The organism is Neobacillus sp. DY30 (genome assembly GCF_030123065.1).
In the GTDB taxonomy this organism is placed as follows: domain Bacteria; phylum Bacillota; class Bacilli; order Bacillales; family Cytobacillaceae; genus Neobacillus.
Genome location: NZ_CP126093.1, coordinates 5,517,721 through 5,539,796 on the forward strand (window position 1 = coordinate 5,517,721; position 22,076 = coordinate 5,539,796).

Sequence of the window (22,076 nt, forward strand, 5' to 3'; positions counted from 1 at the left end):
TGTCGTTAAAATGAAAGCAGTGAACCAAAGAAAGAGGAAGATAAACATGGAAAAAGTAACGATGGCCGATGTGGCCCGTGAAGCTGGTGTATCAAAGAGTACCGTCTCTCAATACTTAAATAAACGATATGAATATATGGGTGAAAAAACAAAGCAGAAAATTGAAGAAGCGATTGAAACCCTTGGGTATCAACCTAATTTTTTAGCTAGAAGCCTCAAACAAAAGCGTACCTCGTTTATTGGAATCATCGTTGCCAATATCACACATTATTTTTCAACAGAAGTGAGCCGCGCAATTGAGGATTTCTTCCATCAATATGATTTGCAGACCATCGTGTGTAATGCAGATGATGATCCTGAAAAAGAAAAAAAGTATATTGAAATGCTGAGAGCGAAACAGGTGGATGGATTAATCATTTTTCCAACCGGAAAAAATAATGATTTATATGAAAGCATGGTAAAGCAAGGCTATCCCGTTGTGTTTGTCGATAGAAAAGTAGAGAATCTTGACGTCTTTTCCGTGATTACAGACAATACCGAATCTACCTATAAAGCCATTAAGCATTTCATCGAAAACGGACATCGAAATATTGCCTTTGCCGTACAGCCGCTTACAGTCAGCACACGGATAGAAAGATTAGAAGGATACAAAAAAGCTTTGACCGAGGCAGGGTTAGAAGTAAATCCAAACTACATCATCGAAGGAAGTATCCCCGAGATGAAAAAGAAATTGGAGCAGCTTTTTTCATTAGAGGTAAAACCAACAGCCCTGTTAGCAGCGAATGATCGAGTTTTTATCGCACTTGGAGAATTCTTAAAGGAAAAAGGAATGAAGTTTGGGAAAGACCTTGACGTAGTAGTATTTGATAACATCCCCTTTTCCCAAATGCTTGAGACCACCCTATCCTTTATCATTCAGCCTGCTGCAAAAATGGGAACCAAAGCCGCCGAACTCCTTTATGAACAAATCCAGAAAGAAAATCAGAAACCAGAAGTATTCATATTTCCGAGCGAAATGATGTAGGAAGTTTGGTGCCTGTCACCATGAAATGGTGACAGGCACCACTCGTGGACACTGTCCACCTCAGGCGGACAGTGTCGTTGGAGATACCCATCATCTCCTGTCCTCAATACTGCCTGTTTTTTCTATTGAATAACGCTTACAATAGGAGTATAATCATTTAATAAACCGGTTTACTAAATCGATTTATCTAACTGCCCAAAAAGGAGTTTGAACGATGAAAATACAACTTGCTTTGGATCGGATGGAAATCAACGAAGCCATCGAAATAACGAAAAAAGTGGAAAATTCTGTTGATTGGATTGAGGTCGGGACCTCATTAATTAAAGAATTTGGGATAACAAGTGTTCGAAACATGAAACAAAGCTTCCCAGATAAAACGATTGTTGCTGACATAAAAACAATTGATAATGCCCGTTATGAATTTGAAATGTGTTTTGAAGCCGGAGCCGATGTGGCGACTGTCATGGGCGTATCTCCCCTTGTAACAATTGATGCGTGTATGGAGGTTGCCAATCGATACAACAAACTTGTCATGATTGATTTATTAAATACAACAGAGCAGCAAAAAAGGGATTTGATGAAATATAAGCAAGCGGTCTTTTGTGAGCACGTTAGCAAGGATCAACAAGAAGAGCTCGGAGCCAGCAATGACGGTGTAGTAGAAAACAATCTCTATGGTCCAGACATGACCATTGCTGTTGCAGGTGGAATTACGCACGATTCATTGGAACTACTTCGTAAAACACTTAATCCTTCCATTGTGATTATTGGTTCCGCCATCACAAAGGCAGAGAATCCAGCAGAAGCAGCAGCCAAATTTAAAAGAGTGGAGGCAAAATAAATTATGTTATTGATTCCTACTATTATTAGAGAAATCGAAACCGTACTTAGTAAGGTCGAAGAAAATAAGCTTGAAGAAATCGCTGGCCTATTGCAAAAAGCAAAGCGAATATTTGTTATTGGTGAAGGACGTTCCGGGTTAATGGCCAAATCGTTTGCCATGCGCCTAATGCATTTAGGAGCTGCAGTTTATGTTGTAGGTGAAACCATTACTCCTTCTATCGAAGAAGGTGACCTGTTAGTAGCGATTTCTGGTTCAGGCACAACGAAGAATGTTGTTTGGACCGCGGAAAAAACACAATCCCTGGGCTGTTCAGTGGTAGCTGTTACCACTAATCCTGATTCACCATTAGCTCATACTGCCACAACGATTCTTCACGTCCCAGCTGCTACGAAATATCGCCGGGAAAATGAATTAAAAACGATTCAACCGCTTGGTTCCCTATTTGATCAATGTGCTCATATCTTATTTGATACTCTATGCTTGCAATACAGTGCGCTTAACGAAGTGGACCATACAGCAGCATTTAGCCGACATAGTAATTTAGAGTAGACCCATCTCCAATGGGTCTTTTTTTCGACAGCATTTTAGAGTTTTCACTTTAAACAAACGTTTGATTAGGACTTCCTCAATTCCTTTGACCAATGAATTTTTGAAGATTTTCCGGGAAATTTTATGTCGAAGAGAGTTAGTGGATTTCGACACTAAAAGGAAATGATTATTCCATCTATTCCAATTAATTTCCTGTATAACCTTGGGAAAAATAGGTTATTGTATGTAAAAACTGGAGGGATATGTACTGTTAAATGATGCAGGTAATAGTCTGTTAGCTTACTCTGATTTATTTTTAGTCCATTGTCCGAAATGTCATAATTGTTCGAGAGTGTTTACTCCAGATAACGCAATTGGCCGAAATGAACCCCGTTATATCGGGCACGAATCAAAACGTATGATATGTGAAAAGTGCGGCTTTACAAAGGACATTCACCCAAAGAAGCGATGGGATAATTTGTGGGCGTTTCCCTTTGAACTTTTCGATGAAAAACAAGGTGCGGATTGGTATTTTGGATATCTATTATTTTTACAAACACGGTGCTGCGGGCATTTGCTTTGGTTTTTTAATTACGAGCATCTCTCCCATATTGAGACCTATATTCAACAAGCGGTTCGTCCCTCCGGGTTATATTATCAGAGTATCGAGAGTAGATTGCCAAAGTGGATGAAGGATTCAAAAAACAGAAAAGAAGTTCTAAAAGCAATTGATCGATTAAAACGTAAGACATAATAAAAAAAGAGGTGCCCAAAAAGTTATATTTTAGGGACAACCTCTTTTTTGATTACTCTTAGTCTAATTCATAATAACTGCAAACAACTTGACCAACCGCTTTCGCAGCTACTAGCAATGCGTCTTCATCGATATCAAATTTCGGATGATGATTAAAGTATGGGTCTTCTACCCCTTTTGGTGTACAAGCAATATAAAAGAAGCAGGCTGGAAACTTTTCTGCATAATATGCAAAGTCTTCGGATGGAGACATTGCAGGGAATTCTTTCACTTCTTTAATATCAGGATCATTCATGCTTCGCAAACTTTCTGCTACCATTGCTGTAAGCTCAGGGTCATTATATAAAGGCGGATAATCTGGAGTATACGTAAGCTCACAGGTTACGCCAAATTCTTCTTCAATTCCTCTAACAATCCGTTTAACTTCTTTCTCAATTGTTTCTTTTGTTTCTACCGTCATATAGCGGATATCACCTTCAAGTTCGACACTATCTTTGATCACATTGAATGTCCCTTTGCCATCAAAAGAGCCAATCGTGATAACACCCACATCAAATGGACTTAATCTACGACTAATAATGGTTTGAGCAGCTGTAACAAAATGTGATGCAGCCACAATCGCATCATTCGCAAGATGTGGAGAGGATCCATGTCCGCCTCTTCCCTGTACCTTCAACTTCATATAGGCTCGTCCATTGAAGGAATACCCAGCATGGTAACCTACTGTTCCCGCAGGTCCCAATGGTAACAAATGAATGCCATAAACGGCATCTAAGTCATCAATCAAGCCAGACTCGACAATACTTTTCGCTCCGCCCGGCGGGACTTCTTCGGCATGCTGGTGAATGATTTTGATGGTACCAGGGATTTGGTCTTTTATTTGGATTAAGCAATCGGCCAAAACTAACAAGTACGCCGTATGTCCGTCATGTCCGCAGGCATGCATCACACCTTCGTTTTTTGACTTAAACGGCACATCCGCTTCTTCTACAATCGGCAGTGCATCAAAATCAGCACGAAGACCAATGGTTTTTCCAGGTTTTCCACCCTTAATCGTAACGATAATGCCATACCCATTCCCAACATTTGTTTGAATATCAACATCTTTTCCTTTATAAAAATCCGCAATGTACTGAGCGGTTTTCTCTTCTTTAAAAGAGAGCTCCGGATGTTCATGTAAATAGCGGCGGATTTCAATGATTTCTTCTTTACGTGATTCTAACATGCCCATTAAATCGCTTTTAATCATTTTCGTCTCCCCTTTAGTAACAAAGAATTAACGTTCAATTAGTGACTTCCAGTTGGTGTTGGTGTTGGTGTGCGTCTTGATTTTTTCTCTGGAGCCTCTGACGTTTTTCCTGCACTATTAGGGACCATGATCATAATCGAAAGAATGGAAAGAACTCCAAAAATCACGTTAACGATGATCCCAATGGAGGCTGCAGTTGCTACACTTCCATTCGCTGCAATTGAACTATAAATCGTTGCGGAAATGGCAACACCAAACGCTCCTCCAAGTGAGCTAGCCATTTTATAAACCCCTGCCGCTTCACCCACTTTGTTGGATGGCGCATTAGAGACAGAAGTATCTGTAGACGGTGTCGCATATATACCAAGCCCAAGACCAAATAAGGCAAACCCAATAAATACAACAACGGTATAAGCAACGTCAGGCAAGAAGGTTAAACCCATAATCGCTACCCCAACCGTAGTGATGATAGCGCCCCAAATCATTGGTAATTTCGCACCCACTCTTTGGAGGATTTTTTCTCCGACACGAATCATGGCTAACACGGCCACCAAGTATCCAATCGATAGCATCCCTGATTGAAAGGCAGTGAACCCACGGCCGACTTGAACATACGTATTGGCTACAACAAGTGTCCCCGCTACCGCATTTAACAAAAAGTTTGAATATGTGGCACCAGCGTAAGGTTTATTTTTAAATAAAGAAAAATCAATTAATGCAATCTCTTTTCTTTTTTCAACTTTGAAGAAGACAAAAGCTCCAATAATGGTAACAATGGCAGCGATGATGGAAGTTGGGCTTGTCCAGCCTAAGTCACCACCGAACGTAATAAAAACGTTTAATGCAATCATAGTCACGATAAAGATGGCTAATCCACTATAATCGAATTTAAACTTACCTGTTCCTTCTGCTTTGCTTTCAGGTGTATCTTTAATCAACCACATCGCGAGAAGGGCAAATACGATAGAGAATATAAAAATCCATCTCCAACCCATATACGTCGCAATCGCACCACCTGCAAACGAACATACCCCTGAACCGCCCCAAGATCCAATCGACCAGAAGCTAAGGGCACGTTGTCTGTCTTTTCCCTCAAAGTATGCTTTCATTAAGGCAATTGTTGCTGGCATAATACAAGCTGCGGAAAGTCCTTGAATGATACGTCCGATGATTAACAATATTGATCCTTGCGCTAACACTAGGCAAAGGGAACCAACCACGCTCAAAATTAACCCAAGATAGGTAATTTTTTTACGGCCAATTTTATCTGCGAGTCCACCCGCCGCTACGATAAACATTCCGGAGAATAATGCGGTTAAGCTGATGGCGATATTCAGCGTTCCCGATGAAATCCCCAAATCCTTTTGAACGGCCGGGACCACATTGACCATTGCTTGTGCAAAAAGCCAAAATGTGATAACACCGAACACAATCCCAGTGATCATCTTATCTGTACCTTTATAACTTCTCTCCATGATGTGCCTCCTATATTTTAGTAGGTCCCTGTTATTTTTAGATTGCACCTACCTGAACAACATTAGCCATTAACAATCTCAGGAACCTTGTGTTTCTACACGTTTATTATAAAAAGTAACCCAATGATAAGAGAGTCAATTTTGAAGCAGATCAATATGAAAATATGTATATTTATCAACTCGCTGGTTATTGGGGTAAAAAATGTACGGTTGATTTTTATCCTCCTAATCAAAAAGGGTCTGACCTACCGTCTCCAAAGTTTAGGAGTGATAAAGTCAGACCCTTTTCATATTAGCTATACGTTTTCCGAATATCAAAAAAGTGAATGGCATTACTAGTTAAATAGGTATAAAATGACCAATCCTCTTCAATCGATTCATCAAAAATCTCTAAAGAAGGTCTGCTGGAATGGATAATATAATCAATGACTTCCGCATCCATACCATGCTTACTGTTCAAGCTCCACCATTTTGTATATAATGCTCCATGATTTTTATCAAACACATGCTTCCGTATTTGATATTCACCTTTCGGCATTCCCGAAATGGTTACGTGAATTTCCTTATTGAGTTTTTGAAGAAATGTCTCCTCAACTGAAAAATATGGATTGATGATGGTGCTATTCATCAAAATCAATTGATAGCCCCGCTCATTCTGTGTCATCACGTAATCCTTGCCATGTGCAACAATTTCGCCCTGCAGCCGTTTTAAAAACATCAACGCAAAATAGGCAGGTCGTTTTCCATGTAAATAATGGAATAATTCGACACCATCCATTCGATAACGCTTATCTTTCCCCACTTCTTCATGGACGATGGTATTAATCCAGAGAGCAACTGTTTCTACGTCATTAGCTATATCTAACACATTCTTCAAAACTAATGCCCCTCGGAAAAAGGTTCCGTTCGTATACCGAGTATTGCCAGACAATGTGTTCCAAGAAACGAGATGAAGTGGTTTTTCTAAATAATTCCGTTTAAGATACCGCCTCATCTTAACCGTTTTTTCCTTTATGTAATCCCTTGCTAAATCAAATTTCGTATCCGCTGTTTCTTTAAAATCAATGACCTCATTTTGGTTAGCGTTATATCCAATAAAATCAATAGACGCTCCATGTTCTAGCTGCCATTTATGATGATCGCTTGTCTTTTCTTTGCTGAACGAAAAAGGCATATATACTCCTACTTGAATCGAAGGGATCATTTTTTTCAATATTTTTTGCAGCTTTAAATAAACTCTCTCCAGTTCCTTTGCTTCGACCCCAGTGTAATATGGCTCGTAAAACATCACATGCCATTGCCCCACAAATGATTCCCCATACAATTGCAAGCAATGCTTAATAAACTGAGTGAGTTTTATAAAATATGTTTCTTCATTTCGCGAGATATCCATATAATCGAACCGGACAAACAAAGATAAATGATGCTGGTTTATGAATTCTAATGCACGATCAATTGTAAAATACGCAGAAGTTGTCGGAATCTCTTCATCTGTTTCCACCTCCGGAGGGATGGCTGTATGGCTAAAAAGATGACGAACTCCAATATAACGTAACTGCAAATCCTTTTTCACATCGAGTACCTGGGAGCGTACATCTTCTTTTAATAAATTGATAATCTCTCCAATTTCAAGAATGTGACTCGGAGCATTTACTTTCATGGTTACCGGTTTGGACAAGTCTAACGGCAGCTTTTCATATCTCGTCTCCGTATGAGAATATGATTTTTGGTCATCTACCATCATGCTGCTTAATTTTGCTACCATTTCTGGTGAGTCGATAAAACTGGATACATCTTCATTGCTATAACTTTTTACGGAATCCTCTTTTTGTACATAATGGTTATCTCGATAAACATGCGGGGTCATTCCGTACACTTCTTTGAAAAAGGTTGAAAAAGACTTTGTATTAGGAAAGCCATTATTCATCGCAATTTGCGAAATCGAGTCAGTGGTGTAAAGCAAATCCTTCAAACTATGCTTAAGCCTAATATTCATTAAAAAACGACTCAGCCCCATTCCCATTTTCTTTTTAAAATAGCGGGAAAGATAGCCAGTTGACAGATAGAATTCCTTTGCGATTCCCTCTAAAGTAATCATTTGGTCATAGTTTTTTTCCATATAGTCAATGATTTGTGATAAACGAAGATCCTCAGTATCCATTTTCTCGAGGACACTGCCTTCTTCTTTAAACCCCCGAATCAGAATCAGCAACATTTGACAGATATAACTTTTAACCTCAATCCGATAGCTTTCATCTTGTCGATAATAGCTAATCATTACATTGGCCAGCAGCTTGCGAATCGAAGAAATCATCTCTTCTCTTCCCAAATCGATTTCCCTCGAATAGCATTCAAAGCGCCGGTTTCGGTAGTCTGCGTAATGATGATCCATGAAGGCATCCGATATAGTGACAATCATTAGCTTATTATTTTCACTGCCCTGAACCTGGTAAAGCTGATTCCGGTTAATCACCAGCAAATCCTTTTCTTCCAAGTGATAAAAACGGCTTGCTGTTTCTATTTTTAATTCACCACTTATGACAAGGACAAATTGAATTCCTTTATTTACCCTTGGAACGAGTACATCAATCTGTTGAAATGACAATTGAAAATCTGACAATGGATTGTTCAATCCATTCACCCCTAACGACTATTCCCGATAAGATAGTGCCCCTAAAAATTCGAAAGGACATCGTACTTAACAAGTATAAGCTCTTATGATACAGATAAAGAAATAGGGAGGCTCCAATTTTAAAAACACGTATAAACAAAAGGGATACTTTTGAAAAACGACCATATGCTTTCTTGAAGGGAGTGTTACCAGCATGAAGCGGATAATAGGAATGATCAAACTTTTTCTAAAAGAACCTTTATGGTTTAAATTACTAATCTCCCTAACCTTTCTTATTTCGGTTATTTTCAGCGGTATGGAAAATACGGCATTCCGAAGCATTTCAAAATTAGCCGCGGCTATCTTTTTTACCACGTATGGGATTAAATTCAGATATAACCGACTTGTCTCAATGGTCTTCTTTACGGCAGCACTAATAAGTATCTATCTTGCATTTAATTAAAAGGCAGTGAGATATTTCACTGCCTTTTCTATTCAAAAGATTTAATCGGCGGTGCCTCATAGGTTGTAAACCGATCAAGCAAGACACCGGGTTGTTCTTCAATAATCGCCATCGAACGGAATTTTTCCTGTAAAAACTTTTGGTCAATCATATGGTCAAACAGGCTGATTAATGGGTCGTAATAGTGATTGATATTAAGTAGACCGCACGGCTTTTTATGCAAGCCAATCTGCCCCCAGGTAAATACTTCGAAAAACTCTTCAAGTGTCCCTGTCCCGCCAGGCAAAACCACAAAACCATCCACCAATTCAGCCATCTTTGCTTTCCGCTCATGCATGGTTTCAACTGTTATTAACTGCGTTAACCCTTTGTGGGAAATCTCTCGTTCCTCTAACACCTTAGGAATAACACCAATCGCTTGCCCGCCTTCACTCAAGACTGTATCTGCGACAGCACCCATTAAGCCGATACTCGAACCGCCGTACACTAAGGTGATCTTCCGTTTCGCGAGCTCCTTCCCCAATTGAATAGCTCCTGTTTTATAAGCATCTGAAGCACCCAAACTTGAACCGCAATACACTGCTACTCGTTTCATGCTGCCGCCTCCTTGTAAGATTAATCTGATTAAGAAATCTAATACTATGATTATAGTCCAAAGTTAGAAATTAAAACATAAATGAGAAATCATCAGTATTCCTGCTTAAGTATGAAAAAACTTCGAATCTTCTACTTTATGTTTCGAAAAAGAAGTACAATGATATTGAAGCTGCTGCTCTAGGGTGATAGGTTGAATGAGAGTTGAAAATAATAGTCATAGTATCTATGTAAGGAGATTTTGTACATGAATGAACATGTCCTGACACCAAAAGACTTAGTACATAAAAATGAAACGAAATATTTTTGGTTTGTATTAATCATTAGTATTCTATCTTATATTGTTCTTGCCATTTCAATGGTTGGGATTTTAATTTTACTCGCAATCATTGTTTTATCTTTATTCTTTTATGCGTTCATGATTGGCCGGATTCGTACAAATGCAGTGAAATTAAGTCCAGCTCAGTTCCCAAAGGTCTATCAAAAGGCCGAAGAGCTGTGCACCAAAATGGAAATTATGAAAGTACCTGATATTTATGTTATGCAGTCAGACGGCATGCTTAACGCCTTCGCTACTCGGTTTTTCCGCCGGAATATGGTGGTAGTGTATGCCGAATTCTTTGAATTAATCAAGACCAATGTCGATGATGAACTTTATTTTGTCCTCGCACATGAACTGGCACACATAAAACGGAATCATCCCACAAAACTAAGTCTAATTTTACCGGCAATGTGGATTCCTGGAGTGGCTGAGCTGTATTTGCGTGCGTGTGAATACACATGTGACCGCTATGCTGCCTACTATACGGGAAACAGTGAAGCCTCAAAAAACTGTCTCACCATACTAGCAATCGGAAAAACTCTTTATAATCATGTAAATAGGGAAGAATACCTGCAACAAGTAAATGAGGAAAAAGGTTTTGTTGTCTGGCTGAGTGAAGTTTTCTCGACACATCCTCCCCTGCCGAAACGAATCAACGAGATTAGCAAATTGTTTGGTGAAACGGAACAGATTTATATAAAGAAGGATAAATCAGTACGTGGATGGATTCTTGTCCTAGTACCGCTCCTGTCATTTGGGATTATAACAGGCGGAATCTATTATGCCTTTACTCAGTTAGAAAGCATGCTCGATCCAATAGAAGAATTTGAAGAAGGAGCGATCGGTGAAGAAATTACGCCTTTAAATGCAGCCGTAGCGAGTGGCGATACAGAGAAGGTTTCACAGTTGATTAATCAAGGTGAAGATGTTCAGCAAGAAGATATTAATGGCTATACACCGCTGGACTGGGCAGTAAAAGCTGGGAATGAAAAAATGGCTGCGTTATTGTTGAAGTCAGGTGCAGATCCGAATTATGAGACAACCTATGGGATGACCTCCCTCATGTGGGCGGCAGAAATAGGTGATCAAATGATGGTAAAAATGCTGATTGATGCTGGCGGTGACCCCAATTACCAGGACACAAGCGGTATGACTGCATTAACGCATGCCGTGTACAGTTCAGATATAGAGACGGTTCAGTTGTTGCTTGATTTAGGAGCCGACCCTACTATAAAGGACTCGCAAAACATGACTCCGCAGATGAATGCCATCCAGTCAGATGAACGGGAAATTGCAGAATTATTGGGTAAATACATGAAATAAACTTGAATACTCGGTCAATTGACAGGAGGAATTCATGCATGCAATGTCCGTTTTAGATAAAGTGGAAAAAATCAATGAAATATTAAATAACTAGTCAAAAAAGGATACCGCGGCTAGTAAACGGTATCCTTTTTGATAGATATCTTTCTGCTTGAATTTCACTTTGTTTTTTGATGCGCATTTATTTTTCTTATTCAAATGTTCCTTTTACAATAGGTATTCCGTCTTGCACCATAATCTGTCCCATCGCTATAACCGTTTGGATTTCCAATGTTCCTTTATCGAGGAGGACTAAATCGGCGTCTTTTCTCTTTTGAATTGTCCCCTTATGCTCCAGCTTTAGTATTTGGGCCGGATTTGAGGTAATTACCTGCAACGCTTGCTCAATCGGAATTCCTTCTTCCAGTATGGCATTGCGAACTTCTTTAAAGAGTGAAGAAACCTTTCCAACCTGAAGTCCTTTATATTCTCCGTTCTTATCAAAGGAAGGCAGGCTTGCCTGACCATCGGAAGAAAAGGTGATGCTGGTTATCGGCACTTCATTTTCTAACATGATCTTCAAGCCCTTGGAACACTCGACTTCTCCTTCTTCTAAAAATTCCGGGATTGTACTGGTTGTAAAATCAACATAACCACCCTTTTTAGCAAATTCAATACCTGCTTTAAAAAGATCTCCATTCCGATTTATATGTGTAGGATGAAAATGCCGGGATGGTATTTCTGTTTTTTCGATGATTTCCTCAAGCAGGAACAGCTTCTCGTCCCCATCCCCAACATGTATCTCTAACACACCCGCTTTTCCTGAAAGAATTCCGCCATTTCGGGCAGCGGTTGCGATTTTTACAAGTTCTTCAAACGTTGGCTGGGATGAACGATGGTCGGAAATAGCAATTTCCCCGACACCAATGATTTTGTCGATTAAAATGATATCATCTTCAACCCGGCCCGTTAGCGTTTTGACTGGGACCTGGTAAGAGCCTGTATGAATGTAGCAGGTTACTCCTTCTTCCTCTAAAGCCCTAGCTTTAGCCAATAGACTCTCCATTCTCCGGGTGGTCCCATCCGTCCCCAAAACCCCGACTAGAGTCGTGATACCCGAAGTCGTAATATCGGATAACACAATTTCAGGAGTTCGCGTCCTAAAACCGCCTTCTCCGCCTCCGCCGATAATATGCACATGTGAATCAATAAACCCTGGCACCACCAATTGACCAGAGGCATCGATTACCTCAATTGGTGCAAAATGTTCCGGGATTTCAATGTTGTCATGAATATAAGCGATTTTATCACCTGTTATGAGAATATCTTTTACACCTAAATAATGCGGTGAATATATTTCACCATTCTTGATTAACGTTAACAATCGTTTTCTCTCCTTACTCTATTTTGTTACATGATTAAAATGGTCCATATCCAATAAGATAAGCGATGACTACAGCAGCTAGACCAATAACATATTGAATCAGTACTAACGGTAAGACCCATTTAACCCACTTCGTCCATGGGATTCCTGCAATGGCAAGGCCCGCCATAAGTGTTCCAGCCGTCGGGAAGATGATATTACCAATCCCATCCGCAAAGGAAAAGGATAGGACAGCTGTTTGCCGGGTGATATCTAATAAATCTGCTAACGGAGTCATAATTGGCATCGTTAACATCGCATGCCCGCTGCCTGAAGCCAAAATAAAATGAATAAAAGCCTGGAAATTATACATTCCGATAACGCTTAAATATGGCGGCACGTCCTTAATTGCACCAGAAATCCAATAGAGCATAGAATCGACCACATGGCCATCATTTAATACAACTAATGTTGCCCGCGATAAACCGATTACCAGTGCTCCGCCGATCAATGCAGCCGAACCGCTCGTAAAAGAACTTACCATTTTTTCTACCGAAAGCCGTCCAATCAGACCAATTACAACCGTCAAAGCTACGAACAAAGCTGCAATTTCAGTAATATACCACTGATATTTTATTACCCCGAAAGCAAGCACAACATAATTAAGTAAAAAAGCAGCTAAAATGAATTTATGTTTTGAAGTCAACTTCGCAGAAGAATCCAATAAGCTAGAAGCACTTTCTCTTGAATAATTACCATAAAAACCAAGGGAAGGGTTCTTTTTCACCTTCATTGCATAGCGATATACAAAGATGACAGAAACAAAGTAGACAATCACAAACAAAATTAAACGGAAGCCCATCCCTGAGAACATCGGAAGCTCTGCTATACCTTGAGCAATCCCAACAGTAAATGGATTCATGACGGCCGTTGTAAAACCGGCAGATGCCCCTAGTAAAACAATTGCCGTACCAGTTAACGTATCAAAGCCTAGGGCTAAAGCTAACGGAATTAACAAAGGAATATAAGCAAGCCCTTCTTCGGCCATTCCCATTAACGATCCACCAGCAGCAAAGAAAAGCATCATAACTGGAATTAATAGTTTTTCCCGGGCAGCAAGCTTGGTAGCCATTGTTGTAATGAGAACATCGACAGTCCCCGTTGCACTTAAGACACCAAAAAATCCACCGATGATTAGAACAAAAAAGATAATATTAGAAGCTTCAACCATCCCCGTGTGAATAGATTTAATCATTTCAAACGGCCCTACTGGAGTGGAGTCAATCCATTTAAAGGAGTCAGCATCAACAACTGTCCGTCCATCAACGTCGACTCTGGCATACTCACCTGCGGGTATAATATAAGTTAATAGAGTAGCAACTAATAAAATTCCAAGTAATAAAGCAAAAACATTAATTTTCTTTTGTTTCTTACCCTCCGGTTGAATCGTAACAACCTTTTTTACATTTTGGCTCATCATACTCTCCCCTTTTCCTGACCCTTTATTCAAATAAACTCATATAAAACGCTTACAAAAATTGTTAATCCCCATACCTCCTTTAAATTCATTTGACCATCTGAATGAATTTTGCAAAAATTAATTTCAGACCACCTTTTGTGCATTTTACCCCCTTGTGGTCTCTTACTCTTATTATTTGCAATTTCTGTGCCAACTTTCAAAATCACCATCTTCATAGGAAGGTTGTTTGTTTTTGGGTGTTTTTGGTTGTTTAAGGTTTTATTAAGTGCTAACATTTAACCAATTATCATGAAGAGGTGTAATGATGTCTAGGCCTTCGATTACATTAGTTGCAGGAAGTAATAAAACGAGAATTGTTTTGCATGACCAGCTTGATCAATTACTAGGCGATTATGTAGAGATACATAGTTATGCAGTTGATGAAGGACTGCCTCTACTACTAGATGAAGCCATTGTTGTCTACTCATCCAAAGTCATTTATCGGGAAGCCAACGAACAAGCTACCATCCGCAGCACGCACACCATAGTTGGAAAGCGGACCATTAATCACGAACAAATTGATACGTTGTTTGATATCCCAGAGAATTCAAATGTCTTATTAGTTAATGATGACTTTGATGAAACGGTAGATTTTATTGAATCACTTTACCAACTTGGTATCAATCATATTCAGTTTGTTCCTTTTCGGAAAGGTCAATTATTCTATGAGCATATTGACTTTGCTGTCTCGCCCGGAGAAACTCAGCTCTGTCCACCTTTTATAAAAAATATCATTGATATTCATGTTCGCCTGTTTGATATGACTACCATCCTCAAAATTGTTGATTACTGCGAGCTGAATGAAGGTATTACCATTAGGATTTCCGAGCGCTATATTCGTAATATAGTCGAACTGCAAAGGAAACTGCTGCTTGCGGAACATAAAACGAAGCAAATTAACGAGCACCTCCAAGATGTTGTAAATTCTGTTGATGACGGAATCCTTGCGATAAATCAACATCAAGAAATTACGGTATTCAACCATCGGCTGAAGGCACTATTTCAGCTGTCTGTTCAAGAGATTAGTAATATGCCATTAACCGCTATCCTTGGAGAGGATATTGTTGACTTTATCTTAAAAGGAGAAGATACGAGTAAATTTTTTAACATTAATGGGATTGAGGTCGTTCTTTATCGTTTTGTTATGAGCAGGGAGAATACGATTGTTACTACTTTTAAGAGTGTAAACCAAGCTTTTGAAATAGAAAAAACAGCGCAAAGACAACTCAGAAAAAGAGGGTTTTATGCGAAATATGATTTAACAGATATTATTGGTGAACACCCTTCCATTAAGTATTGTAAGCAGATTGCCAAAAAGCTCGCCTTATCAGAGCATCCCATTTTAATCCATGGGGAGACAGGCACTGGCAAGGAATTATTTGCAAATGCAATGCACCGTAACTCAATGAGAAAGAATGGACCTTTTCTTGCCATTAACTGCAGTGCTTTAACAGAGAACCTTCTGGAAAGTGAGTTATTTGGTTATGAAGAAGGGACTTTTACAGGAGCGCAAAGAGGCGGAAAAAAAGGGTTATTCGAACTAGCTGATAATGGAACGATCTTTCTAGATGAAATAGGTGATATCAGCCTTTCACTCCAAGCACATTTATTAAGAGTACTTCAAGAACAAGAGATTCGCAGAATAGGCGGAAATAAAATCATTCCTATTAACGTCCGAATTATTGCTGCTACCAATAAAGATATTCGTGATAAAATGCGGGATGGGAGCTTTCGGCCAGATTTATTCTACCGCCTAAACGTACTAAATTTTACGATTTCCCCTTTAAGAGAACGAAAAAGTGATATCCCACTATTAGTAGATTATTTTAAGAAGAAAAGTGGAAAATGGGTAAAGATTGACCCTCTGGTCCTTGATCGCTTAGTACAATACGAATGGTTAGGGAATATCCGTGAATTGAAAAGTGTAATGGATTACATGCTGACGGTTTGCGAAAACAGCACGATTACAGAAAATGACCTTCCTGACAACTTCCTCCAAGCTGAACAGCCGGTTGCAAATATTCACCAGCAGTCATTTGTTTCCGAAAGTGATCTTGAAGCCCGGGAATACCTGTATATTCTAAAAAAAGTTAAACAATGTAATGATAGCGGTAAAGCTGCAAGCCGGGATTGGATTGCCGAGGTTAGTAAGGAGTCCAGCCTTTCCCTCACCTCCCAACAGGTACGAAAGCGCCTTGATTATTTAGAACAGCAAGGACTAGTCAAAAAAGGAAGAGGTCGAGCAGGAACAAAAATAACCTTAGCAGGTGTTGATTATCTAGTATCGCGATTATCACAAAAATAAATAAAAAAATATTATATTCTAATTACTAGTATATTTCAGAAATATTATCGCAATATAAATGCCACACATGTAACCGAACTAACACCTCCCTGTTCTTTTTCTCAGAGAATTCTATGTTACGATGATTAAAAATTAGCAACCAAAGAACATGGAGGGTAAAAGAATGCTTAAGAAATTTGTTTCAATTTTAGCAGTTGCTGTACTCTCAGTAACTGTAAGTGCTAATGTACATGCTGAGAGTATCACTGTACAAAAGGGAGATACGCTTTGGGCTCTATCCCGCGCGAACAATATGTCTTTAGAAAATCTTCAAAAATTAAATAAACTTACCACAGATCTTATACATCCGGGCGATGTACTAACGGTAGCACCGGAAAAACAACATACCGTTGTAAAAGGTGATACATTATGGGACATAGCCGCTGAATACCAGGTAACCGTTTCGCAAATTAAAGAATGGAATCAATTACATACCGATCTCATTCACCCTGGACTAAACCTCTTAATCTTTGAAGGTTTAAAAACTACTAATATTATACTAACAGAACAACCAAAACAGCCTGCAGCACAACCGCAAGCAGACCCTGCACCAGCTGTAGAAACAACAGCAACAGCACCAATTGAAAGCACACCTGCAGCAGAGGAAACGCCCGCACCAGCCGAAAGTGCACCGGCAGTAGAAGCCGCAGCACCTAGTGGAAAGGAAATTACAGTAGAAGCGACAGCCTATACAGCAACTTGTGAAGGATGCTCTGGTATTACTGCGACTGGAATTAACCTTATAGATAACCCAAACCAGAAAGTCATCTCAGTTGACCCATCTGTTATTCCTCTTGGCAGTAAAGTTTATGTTGAAGGCTATGGTGAAGCAATCGCCGGAGATACAGGCGGGGCCATTAAAGGAAATAAAATTGATATCTTCATACCATCAAAGCAAGAAGCAATTAATTTTGGAAGAAAACAATTAAAGGTAACCATCTTAAATTAATATAAAAACACTGCAAAACCTTATCAATAAAGGGGTTGCAGTGTTTTTAATATCGCCGAGTTATCAACAATATAAAACTAGCAAAAAAAGGAATAAGTATCATGCAAAAAAAATTAAATTATCTATTGCTACGAAATTTATATTCTGCTAATATGAAATAGCATTGTTATTGGAAAGCTGTTATTCAATATATCTTGAGTCTTTCCAAGCAGATAATTTTTGACCACTTTCTTCTGAAAGTTAAGGCCATACGGACAGCCGGGTCAAATGCCGATTGGCAACTTTAGTTGCCTTATTGATTGAGTTAAAAGCTCAAATTTTATAAGTTGGTTACTTTACAACCAGTGCGCGATGCACACAACTTGTGAAACGGTCAATAAGAGTAGTAAAAGTAATTATTTGCTATATAGACTCTGATCCTATAGATATATCTTGAATATTAAGGAGCTTTCTTTCATAATGTCCTATGACTTTTATGCGAGGGTATCCGTGTGTGTTACGGATTACTGTGCTTATTAATATTGATTAGATTATCGAAACAAGTGTTGTGCGCCTCATACGCGTTTTTTGCACTTGTTTTTTTGTTTGGAAAAAAATCTATTTAGTTGGGAGATACGAGAATGGGAAAAGCACTTATCATTGGCGCCGGCGGCGTTGCATCAGTAGCAGTTCATAAATGTGTTCAAAACAGTGACGTATTTGAAGAGATTTGTATTGCAAGCCGTACAAAATCAAAATGCGATGACTTAAAAGCAAAATTAGATGGTACGACGAAAACAAAAATCACGACTGCACAAGTCGATGCAGATAATGTAGATGAGCTAATTGCTTTAATCAATGAAGTAAAACCAGACATCGTGATGAACTTAGCATTACCTTATCAAGACTTAACTATTATGGATGCTTGTCTTGCAACAAAGACACACTATATGGATACTGCTAACTACGAGCCAGAAGATACAGCAAAATTCGAATACAAATGGCAATGGGATTACAAAGAGCGCTTTGAAAAAGCTGGCATCACAGCTCTTTTAGGCAGCGGTTTTGACCCAGGTGTAACAGGCGTATTCTCTGCATATGCACTTAAACATTATTTTGATGAAATCGAATATATCGATATTCTTGACTGTAACGGCGGCGATCATGGCTACCCGTTTGCAACAAACTTCAACCCTGAAATCAATATCCGTGAAGTATCTGCTAACGGTAGATACTGGGAAAATGGCGAGTGGGTTGAAACTGAGCCAATGGAAATCAAGCGCGTTTATGACTTCGCTGAAGTTGGTCAAAAAGACATGTACTTGCTGTACCATGAAGAGCTTGAATCTCTTGCGAAAAACATGCCAGGACTTAAGCGTATTCGTTTCTTCATGACATTTGGCCAAAGCTATATTAATCACCTTAAAGCCCTTGAAAATGTTGGAATGACTTCAATCGAACCAATTGAATTCGAAGGAAAGCAAATCATTCCACTTCAGTTCTTAAAGGCAGTATTACCGGATCCAGCTTCTCTTGGACCACGTACAGTAGGGAAAACAAACATCGGCTGTATCTTCCAAGGTAAAAAAGATGGAAAACCTGTAACGTATTATGTATACAACGTTTGTGACCACCAAGAGTGCTACCGTGAAGTAGGTTCTCAAGCCATCTCTTATACAACTGGTGTACCAGCGATGATCGGTGCAGCAATGGTGATGACTGGAAAGTGGAATAAACCAGGCGTATTTAATATCGAAGAATTTGATCCAGATCCATTCATGGAAGAGTTAAACAAATGGGGACTTCCATGGGTAGAGGACTTCAATCCTGTTTTAGTTGATGAGCCAGTGAAAGAAAAAGATTTGGAGCTAGTTCGATAAGATGCGGTTTGAAGAATTACCAACACCTTGTTATGTAGTAGATGAGGGTCTTCTAGAGAAGAACCTCAAAATCCTGAACGGCGTCATGGAACGTACAGGAGCTAAAATCGTTTTAGCACAAAAAGCTTTTTCTATGACAACAATGTATCCCCTCATTGGAAAGTATTTAAGCGGTACAACAGCAAGCGGATTATTCGAGGCACGTCTAGGTTACGAGGAAATGGGCAAAGAAAATCATGTCTTTGCCCCTGCCTATCGTGACGATGAAATTGACGAGATTATATCCATTTGTGATCATATTATTTTTAATTCCTTCTCACAGTTGGAAAAGTTTAAAGATAAAGCTCTAGCAGCCGGCAGAAAAGTAGGCCTGCGTATCAATCCTGAATGCTCGACACAAGTAGGACATGAAATTTATGATCCATGTTCAACTGGATCTAGATTTGGTGTAAAACAAGAAGATTTCCGCCCTGATTTGCTGGATGGTGTTTCTGGTTTGCACTTCCATACTCTTTGTCAGCAGAACTCTGACGATTTAGAGACTACTTTAAATGCAGTCGAAGCAAGATTTGGCGAGTGGCTTCCACAAATGGAGTGGATTAACTTTGGCGGCGGCCACCACATTACAAGAGAAGATTACGATATTCCTCGTCTAGAAAACTGCATCAAAAGAATGCAGGAGAAATATGGATTAGAAGTCTATCTTGAGCCAGGTGAAGCAATAGCGCTTAATGCAGGCTATTTAATTACTTCTGTCCTTGATCTTCATAAAAACGGAATTGATATCGCGATTCTTGATACTTCCGCAACTTGTCATATGCCTGACGTATTGGAAATGCCGTACCGCCCTCCTCTGTTCGGCTCAGGAGAAGCAGGCGAAAAGCCATTTACCTACCGTCTAGGCGGACAAACCTGTCTTACAGGTGATGTCATCGGTGATTATTCATTTGACCAGCCATTAAAGAGCGGCGATCGTTTAGTTTTCGGTGATATGGCCATTTATACAATGGTAAAAAACACGACCTTTAACGGTATGCCTTTACCAGCAATTGCGGTTCAGGATAAAGACGGAGACTGTCGTATCGTACGTGAATTTGGCTATCAAGACTTTAAAATGAGACTCGCTTAAATCATTAGTAAAACCAGATTCTGTTTTTAGAATCTGGTTTTTTGCCATTAAATAGTAACAATATTTTAACGCTTTAGCCCGTTAATCAGGTATAATAGAAAGAAATTGGAAAAAGAAGATGATATTTTGGTATGTAAAAGCCTAGAGTTCAAAAATACTTTTGGACAGAAGATTAAAGTCATGGATATCCCTGTATTAACAAAAAACCATCGACACTTTTTTATGGTAGAGGTACGATTACAAAGCTTTATTTCGCTTCTCTATCATAACCCTCAAGAAAAAAGCAGCCATTCTTTCCGTGAACATTTGAAACGAAAAATGAGTTGGACTGCCTTTATAGATCTATATAGTATACAAGATTTTAAAAACAACGCTTAACCATTAAAAGAAATCTGCCTCGCCATCAGAATAGATGATGAATGACGAAGTAACTTAAAAGTTGATTCTCCATTATGGAGAGTTGGCTTTTTTGATTGGATTGAATGTAAATAGAAAATCAAAAGTAAAAAAGACCCACTCAAAGGAATGAAATACTTTTGAATGGGTCTTTTTTATAGACCTACTGAACGTTTGTTGTTTTTAAATTAGTTGCGATTCATACTTATCCTATTATTTCATTTTCCAAACAGCAGCAATATTAGCAGCGGTTCTCTCTACGTATTCTTTTGCATGTTGAAACGCATCTTCTAATAAAATGACACCGGGGACAATACTGAATATGGCGTCAATGCCATGTTCATGTACAACTTCACTATCCTTTGATACGTTTCCGGCAATTCCTACTACAGGGACTCCATATTTTTTAGCCGTCTTAGCAACACCGATTGGAGTTTTGCCGAAGATTGTTTGTCCGTCAATCTTACCTTCTCCCGTTATGACTAAATCTGCATCCTCTATGATTCTAGAAAGACCAGTAGCTTCAATGACAATTTCGACTCCTCGCTTCATTTCCGAGGGTAAAAAGGCCAATAATCCTCCTCCAAGACCACCTGCAGCACCGGAACCAGGTACTTCATTTATCTTTTTACCAAGATCTCGCTCAATAATGGCAGCATAGTGACCAAGATTTTGATCCAGTAATGTTACCATTTCAGGAGTAGCCCCTTTTTGCGGTCCAAAGATGGCAGACGCTCCTTTATCCCCCATCAGCGGATTATCAACATCACATGCAACCTCAATTTTAATAGTTGCTAACCGCGGATCAAATTCTGAAAGATTGATAGAAGCTAGGTGACAAAGAGCGCCGCCACCTTCCTCTATTTCTATTCCATTCTCATCCAGTAGAAGTGCACCAAGCGCTTTCGCCATTCCTGCACCACCATCATTGGTTGCACTGCCGCCTATTCCAATAATGATATGGTTTACACCGTAATCAAGAGCGGCAGCAATTAGTTCACCTGTCCCTCTCGTAGTGGTTAAAAGAGGATTTCGTTTCTCTGCTGGTACAAGGTGTAAACCAGAAGCAGCGGCCATCTCAATTACAGCTGTCGTTTTATTTCCAAGAATTCCAAAGAATGCATCTACTTGTTCGCCTAGTGGTCCTGTTACGGTTTTTGAAATGATTTCACCACCGGTTGCGTCTACTAGGGACTGTACCGTACCTTCACCGCCATCGGCCATTGGTACTTTTATACATTCAGCATCAGGAATGATCCTTTTAAAGCCTTTTTCAATTGACTCCGAGACTTCTAGAGCTGATAAACTTTCTTTAAAGGAATCTGGCGCAATGACAATCTTCATCTTTTTT

General features: G+C 39.3%; 19 protein-coding genes. 11 read left to right on the plus strand and 8 right to left on the minus strand.

Annotation, left to right across the window (positions count from 1 at the left end; translation table 11 throughout):
• Positions 1-46 precede the first annotated feature (46 nt).
• The 4 genes from QNH29_RS27225 (at position 47) to QNH29_RS27240 (ending at position 3,150) form a co-directional block, all read left to right on the plus strand.
• Positions 47-1,024: a LacI family DNA-binding transcriptional regulator gene (locus tag QNH29_RS27225; RefSeq protein WP_283862380.1), complete on the plus strand. Its 978-nt coding sequence runs from the start codon at positions 47-49 to the stop codon at positions 1,022-1,024.
• Between the two features lie 214 nt (positions 1,025-1,238).
• Entirely contained in the window at positions 1,239-1,865 is a 627-nt protein-coding gene (gene hxlA, locus QNH29_RS27230) for a 3-hexulose-6-phosphate synthase (RefSeq protein ID WP_283862381.1), read from the plus strand.
• A gap of 3 nt (positions 1,866-1,868) precedes the next feature.
• Positions 1,869-2,417, plus strand: a complete 549-nt coding sequence (hxlB, locus tag QNH29_RS27235; protein ID WP_283862382.1) for a 6-phospho-3-hexuloisomerase — start codon at positions 1,869-1,871, stop codon at positions 2,415-2,417.
• Positions 2,418-2,748: 331 nt separating this feature from the next.
• Positions 2,749-3,150 carry a hypothetical protein gene (locus tag QNH29_RS27240; protein ID WP_283862383.1) on the plus strand — a complete coding sequence of 134 codons (402 nt, stop codon included), beginning with the start codon at positions 2,749-2,751 and terminating at the stop codon, positions 3,148-3,150.
• Between the two features lie 58 nt (positions 3,151-3,208).
• On the opposite strand, the gene QNH29_RS27245 is transcribed toward QNH29_RS27240, so the two are convergent.
• The 3 genes from QNH29_RS27245 to QNH29_RS27255 all read right to left on the minus strand — a co-directional run bounded on the left by QNH29_RS27245 (position 3,209) and on the right by QNH29_RS27255 (position 8,506).
• Positions 3,209-4,396: an amidohydrolase gene (locus tag QNH29_RS27245; RefSeq protein WP_283865760.1), complete on the minus strand. Its 1,188-nt coding sequence runs from the start codon at positions 4,394-4,396 to the stop codon at positions 3,209-3,211.
• A gap of 41 nt (positions 4,397-4,437) precedes the next feature.
• On the minus strand, positions 4,438-5,877 hold the full coding sequence (locus QNH29_RS27250; RefSeq protein WP_283865761.1) for an MFS transporter: 1,440 nt from the start codon (positions 5,875-5,877) through the stop codon (positions 4,438-4,440).
• Positions 5,878-6,166: 289 nt separating this feature from the next.
• Positions 6,167-8,506 (minus strand): helix-turn-helix domain-containing protein, encoded by a 2,340-nt coding sequence (locus tag QNH29_RS27255; RefSeq protein WP_283862384.1) that lies wholly within the window; start codon positions 8,504-8,506, stop codon positions 6,167-6,169.
• A gap of 193 nt (positions 8,507-8,699) precedes the next feature.
• On the opposite strand from QNH29_RS27255, the gene QNH29_RS27260 reads away from it, so the two are divergent.
• Positions 8,700-8,948 (plus strand): hypothetical protein, encoded by a 249-nt coding sequence (locus QNH29_RS27260; RefSeq protein WP_283862385.1) that lies wholly within the window; start codon positions 8,700-8,702, stop codon positions 8,946-8,948.
• Between the two features lie 28 nt (positions 8,949-8,976).
• Here QNH29_RS27260 and QNH29_RS27265 read toward each other — a convergent pair whose 3' ends face one another.
• On the minus strand, positions 8,977-9,543 hold the full coding sequence (locus QNH29_RS27265; RefSeq protein WP_283862386.1) for an LOG family protein: 567 nt from the start codon (positions 9,541-9,543) through the stop codon (positions 8,977-8,979).
• Positions 9,544-9,789: 246 nt separating this feature from the next.
• Between QNH29_RS27265 and QNH29_RS27270 the strand changes: the two genes are divergently transcribed.
• The gene (locus QNH29_RS27270; protein WP_283862387.1) at positions 9,790-11,187 is read left to right on the plus strand and encodes a M48 family metallopeptidase; all 1,398 of its coding nucleotides are present in this window, start codon (positions 9,790-9,792) and stop codon (positions 11,185-11,187) included.
• A gap of 190 nt (positions 11,188-11,377) precedes the next feature.
• Here the strand turns inward: QNH29_RS27270 and iadA are convergent, their stop codons facing one another.
• From iadA to QNH29_RS27285, 3 genes are read right to left on the minus strand one after another with little or no spacing between them, the layout of a single operon-like run.
• Complete coding sequence (iadA, locus tag QNH29_RS27275; protein ID WP_283862388.1) at positions 11,378-12,550, minus strand: beta-aspartyl-peptidase; 1,173 nt, start codon at positions 12,548-12,550, stop codon at positions 11,378-11,380.
• 34 nt (positions 12,551-12,584) lie between these two features.
• Entirely contained in the window at positions 12,585-14,006 is a 1,422-nt protein-coding gene (locus QNH29_RS27280; protein WP_283865762.1) for a YfcC family protein, read from the minus strand.
• A gap of 29 nt (positions 14,007-14,035) precedes the next feature.
• Positions 14,036-14,284 (minus strand): hypothetical protein, encoded by a 249-nt coding sequence (locus QNH29_RS27285; protein WP_283862389.1) that lies wholly within the window; start codon positions 14,282-14,284, stop codon positions 14,036-14,038.
• A gap of 29 nt (positions 14,285-14,313) precedes the next feature.
• On the opposite strand from QNH29_RS27285, the gene QNH29_RS27290 reads away from it, so the two are divergent.
• From QNH29_RS27290 to QNH29_RS27310, 5 genes are all read left to right on the plus strand, one after another.
• On the plus strand, positions 14,314-16,353 hold the full coding sequence (locus tag QNH29_RS27290) for a sigma-54 interaction domain-containing protein (protein WP_283865763.1): 2,040 nt from the start codon (positions 14,314-14,316) through the stop codon (positions 16,351-16,353).
• Positions 16,354-16,516: 163 nt separating this feature from the next.
• The gene (locus QNH29_RS27295; protein ID WP_283862390.1) at positions 16,517-17,341 is read left to right on the plus strand and encodes a LysM peptidoglycan-binding domain-containing protein; all 825 of its coding nucleotides are present in this window, start codon (positions 16,517-16,519) and stop codon (positions 17,339-17,341) included.
• Between the two features lie 620 nt (positions 17,342-17,961).
• Positions 17,962-19,200 (plus strand): saccharopine dehydrogenase family protein, encoded by a 1,239-nt coding sequence (locus QNH29_RS27300; protein WP_283862391.1) that lies wholly within the window; start codon positions 17,962-17,964, stop codon positions 19,198-19,200.
• Between the two features lies 1 nt (position 19,201).
• Entirely contained in the window at positions 19,202-20,329 is a 1,128-nt protein-coding gene (gene nspC / locus QNH29_RS27305; RefSeq protein WP_283862392.1) for a carboxynorspermidine decarboxylase, read from the plus strand.
• Positions 20,330-20,434: 105 nt separating this feature from the next.
• Positions 20,435-20,707 (plus strand): DUF2535 family protein, encoded by a 273-nt coding sequence (locus QNH29_RS27310; RefSeq protein ID WP_283862393.1) that lies wholly within the window; start codon positions 20,435-20,437, stop codon positions 20,705-20,707.
• A gap of 231 nt (positions 20,708-20,938) precedes the next feature.
• Here QNH29_RS27310 and QNH29_RS27315 read toward each other — a convergent pair whose 3' ends face one another.
• Positions 20,939-22,069 (minus strand): glycerate kinase, encoded by a 1,131-nt coding sequence (locus QNH29_RS27315; protein WP_283862394.1) that lies wholly within the window; start codon positions 22,067-22,069, stop codon positions 20,939-20,941.
• Positions 22,070-22,076 lie beyond the last annotated feature (7 nt).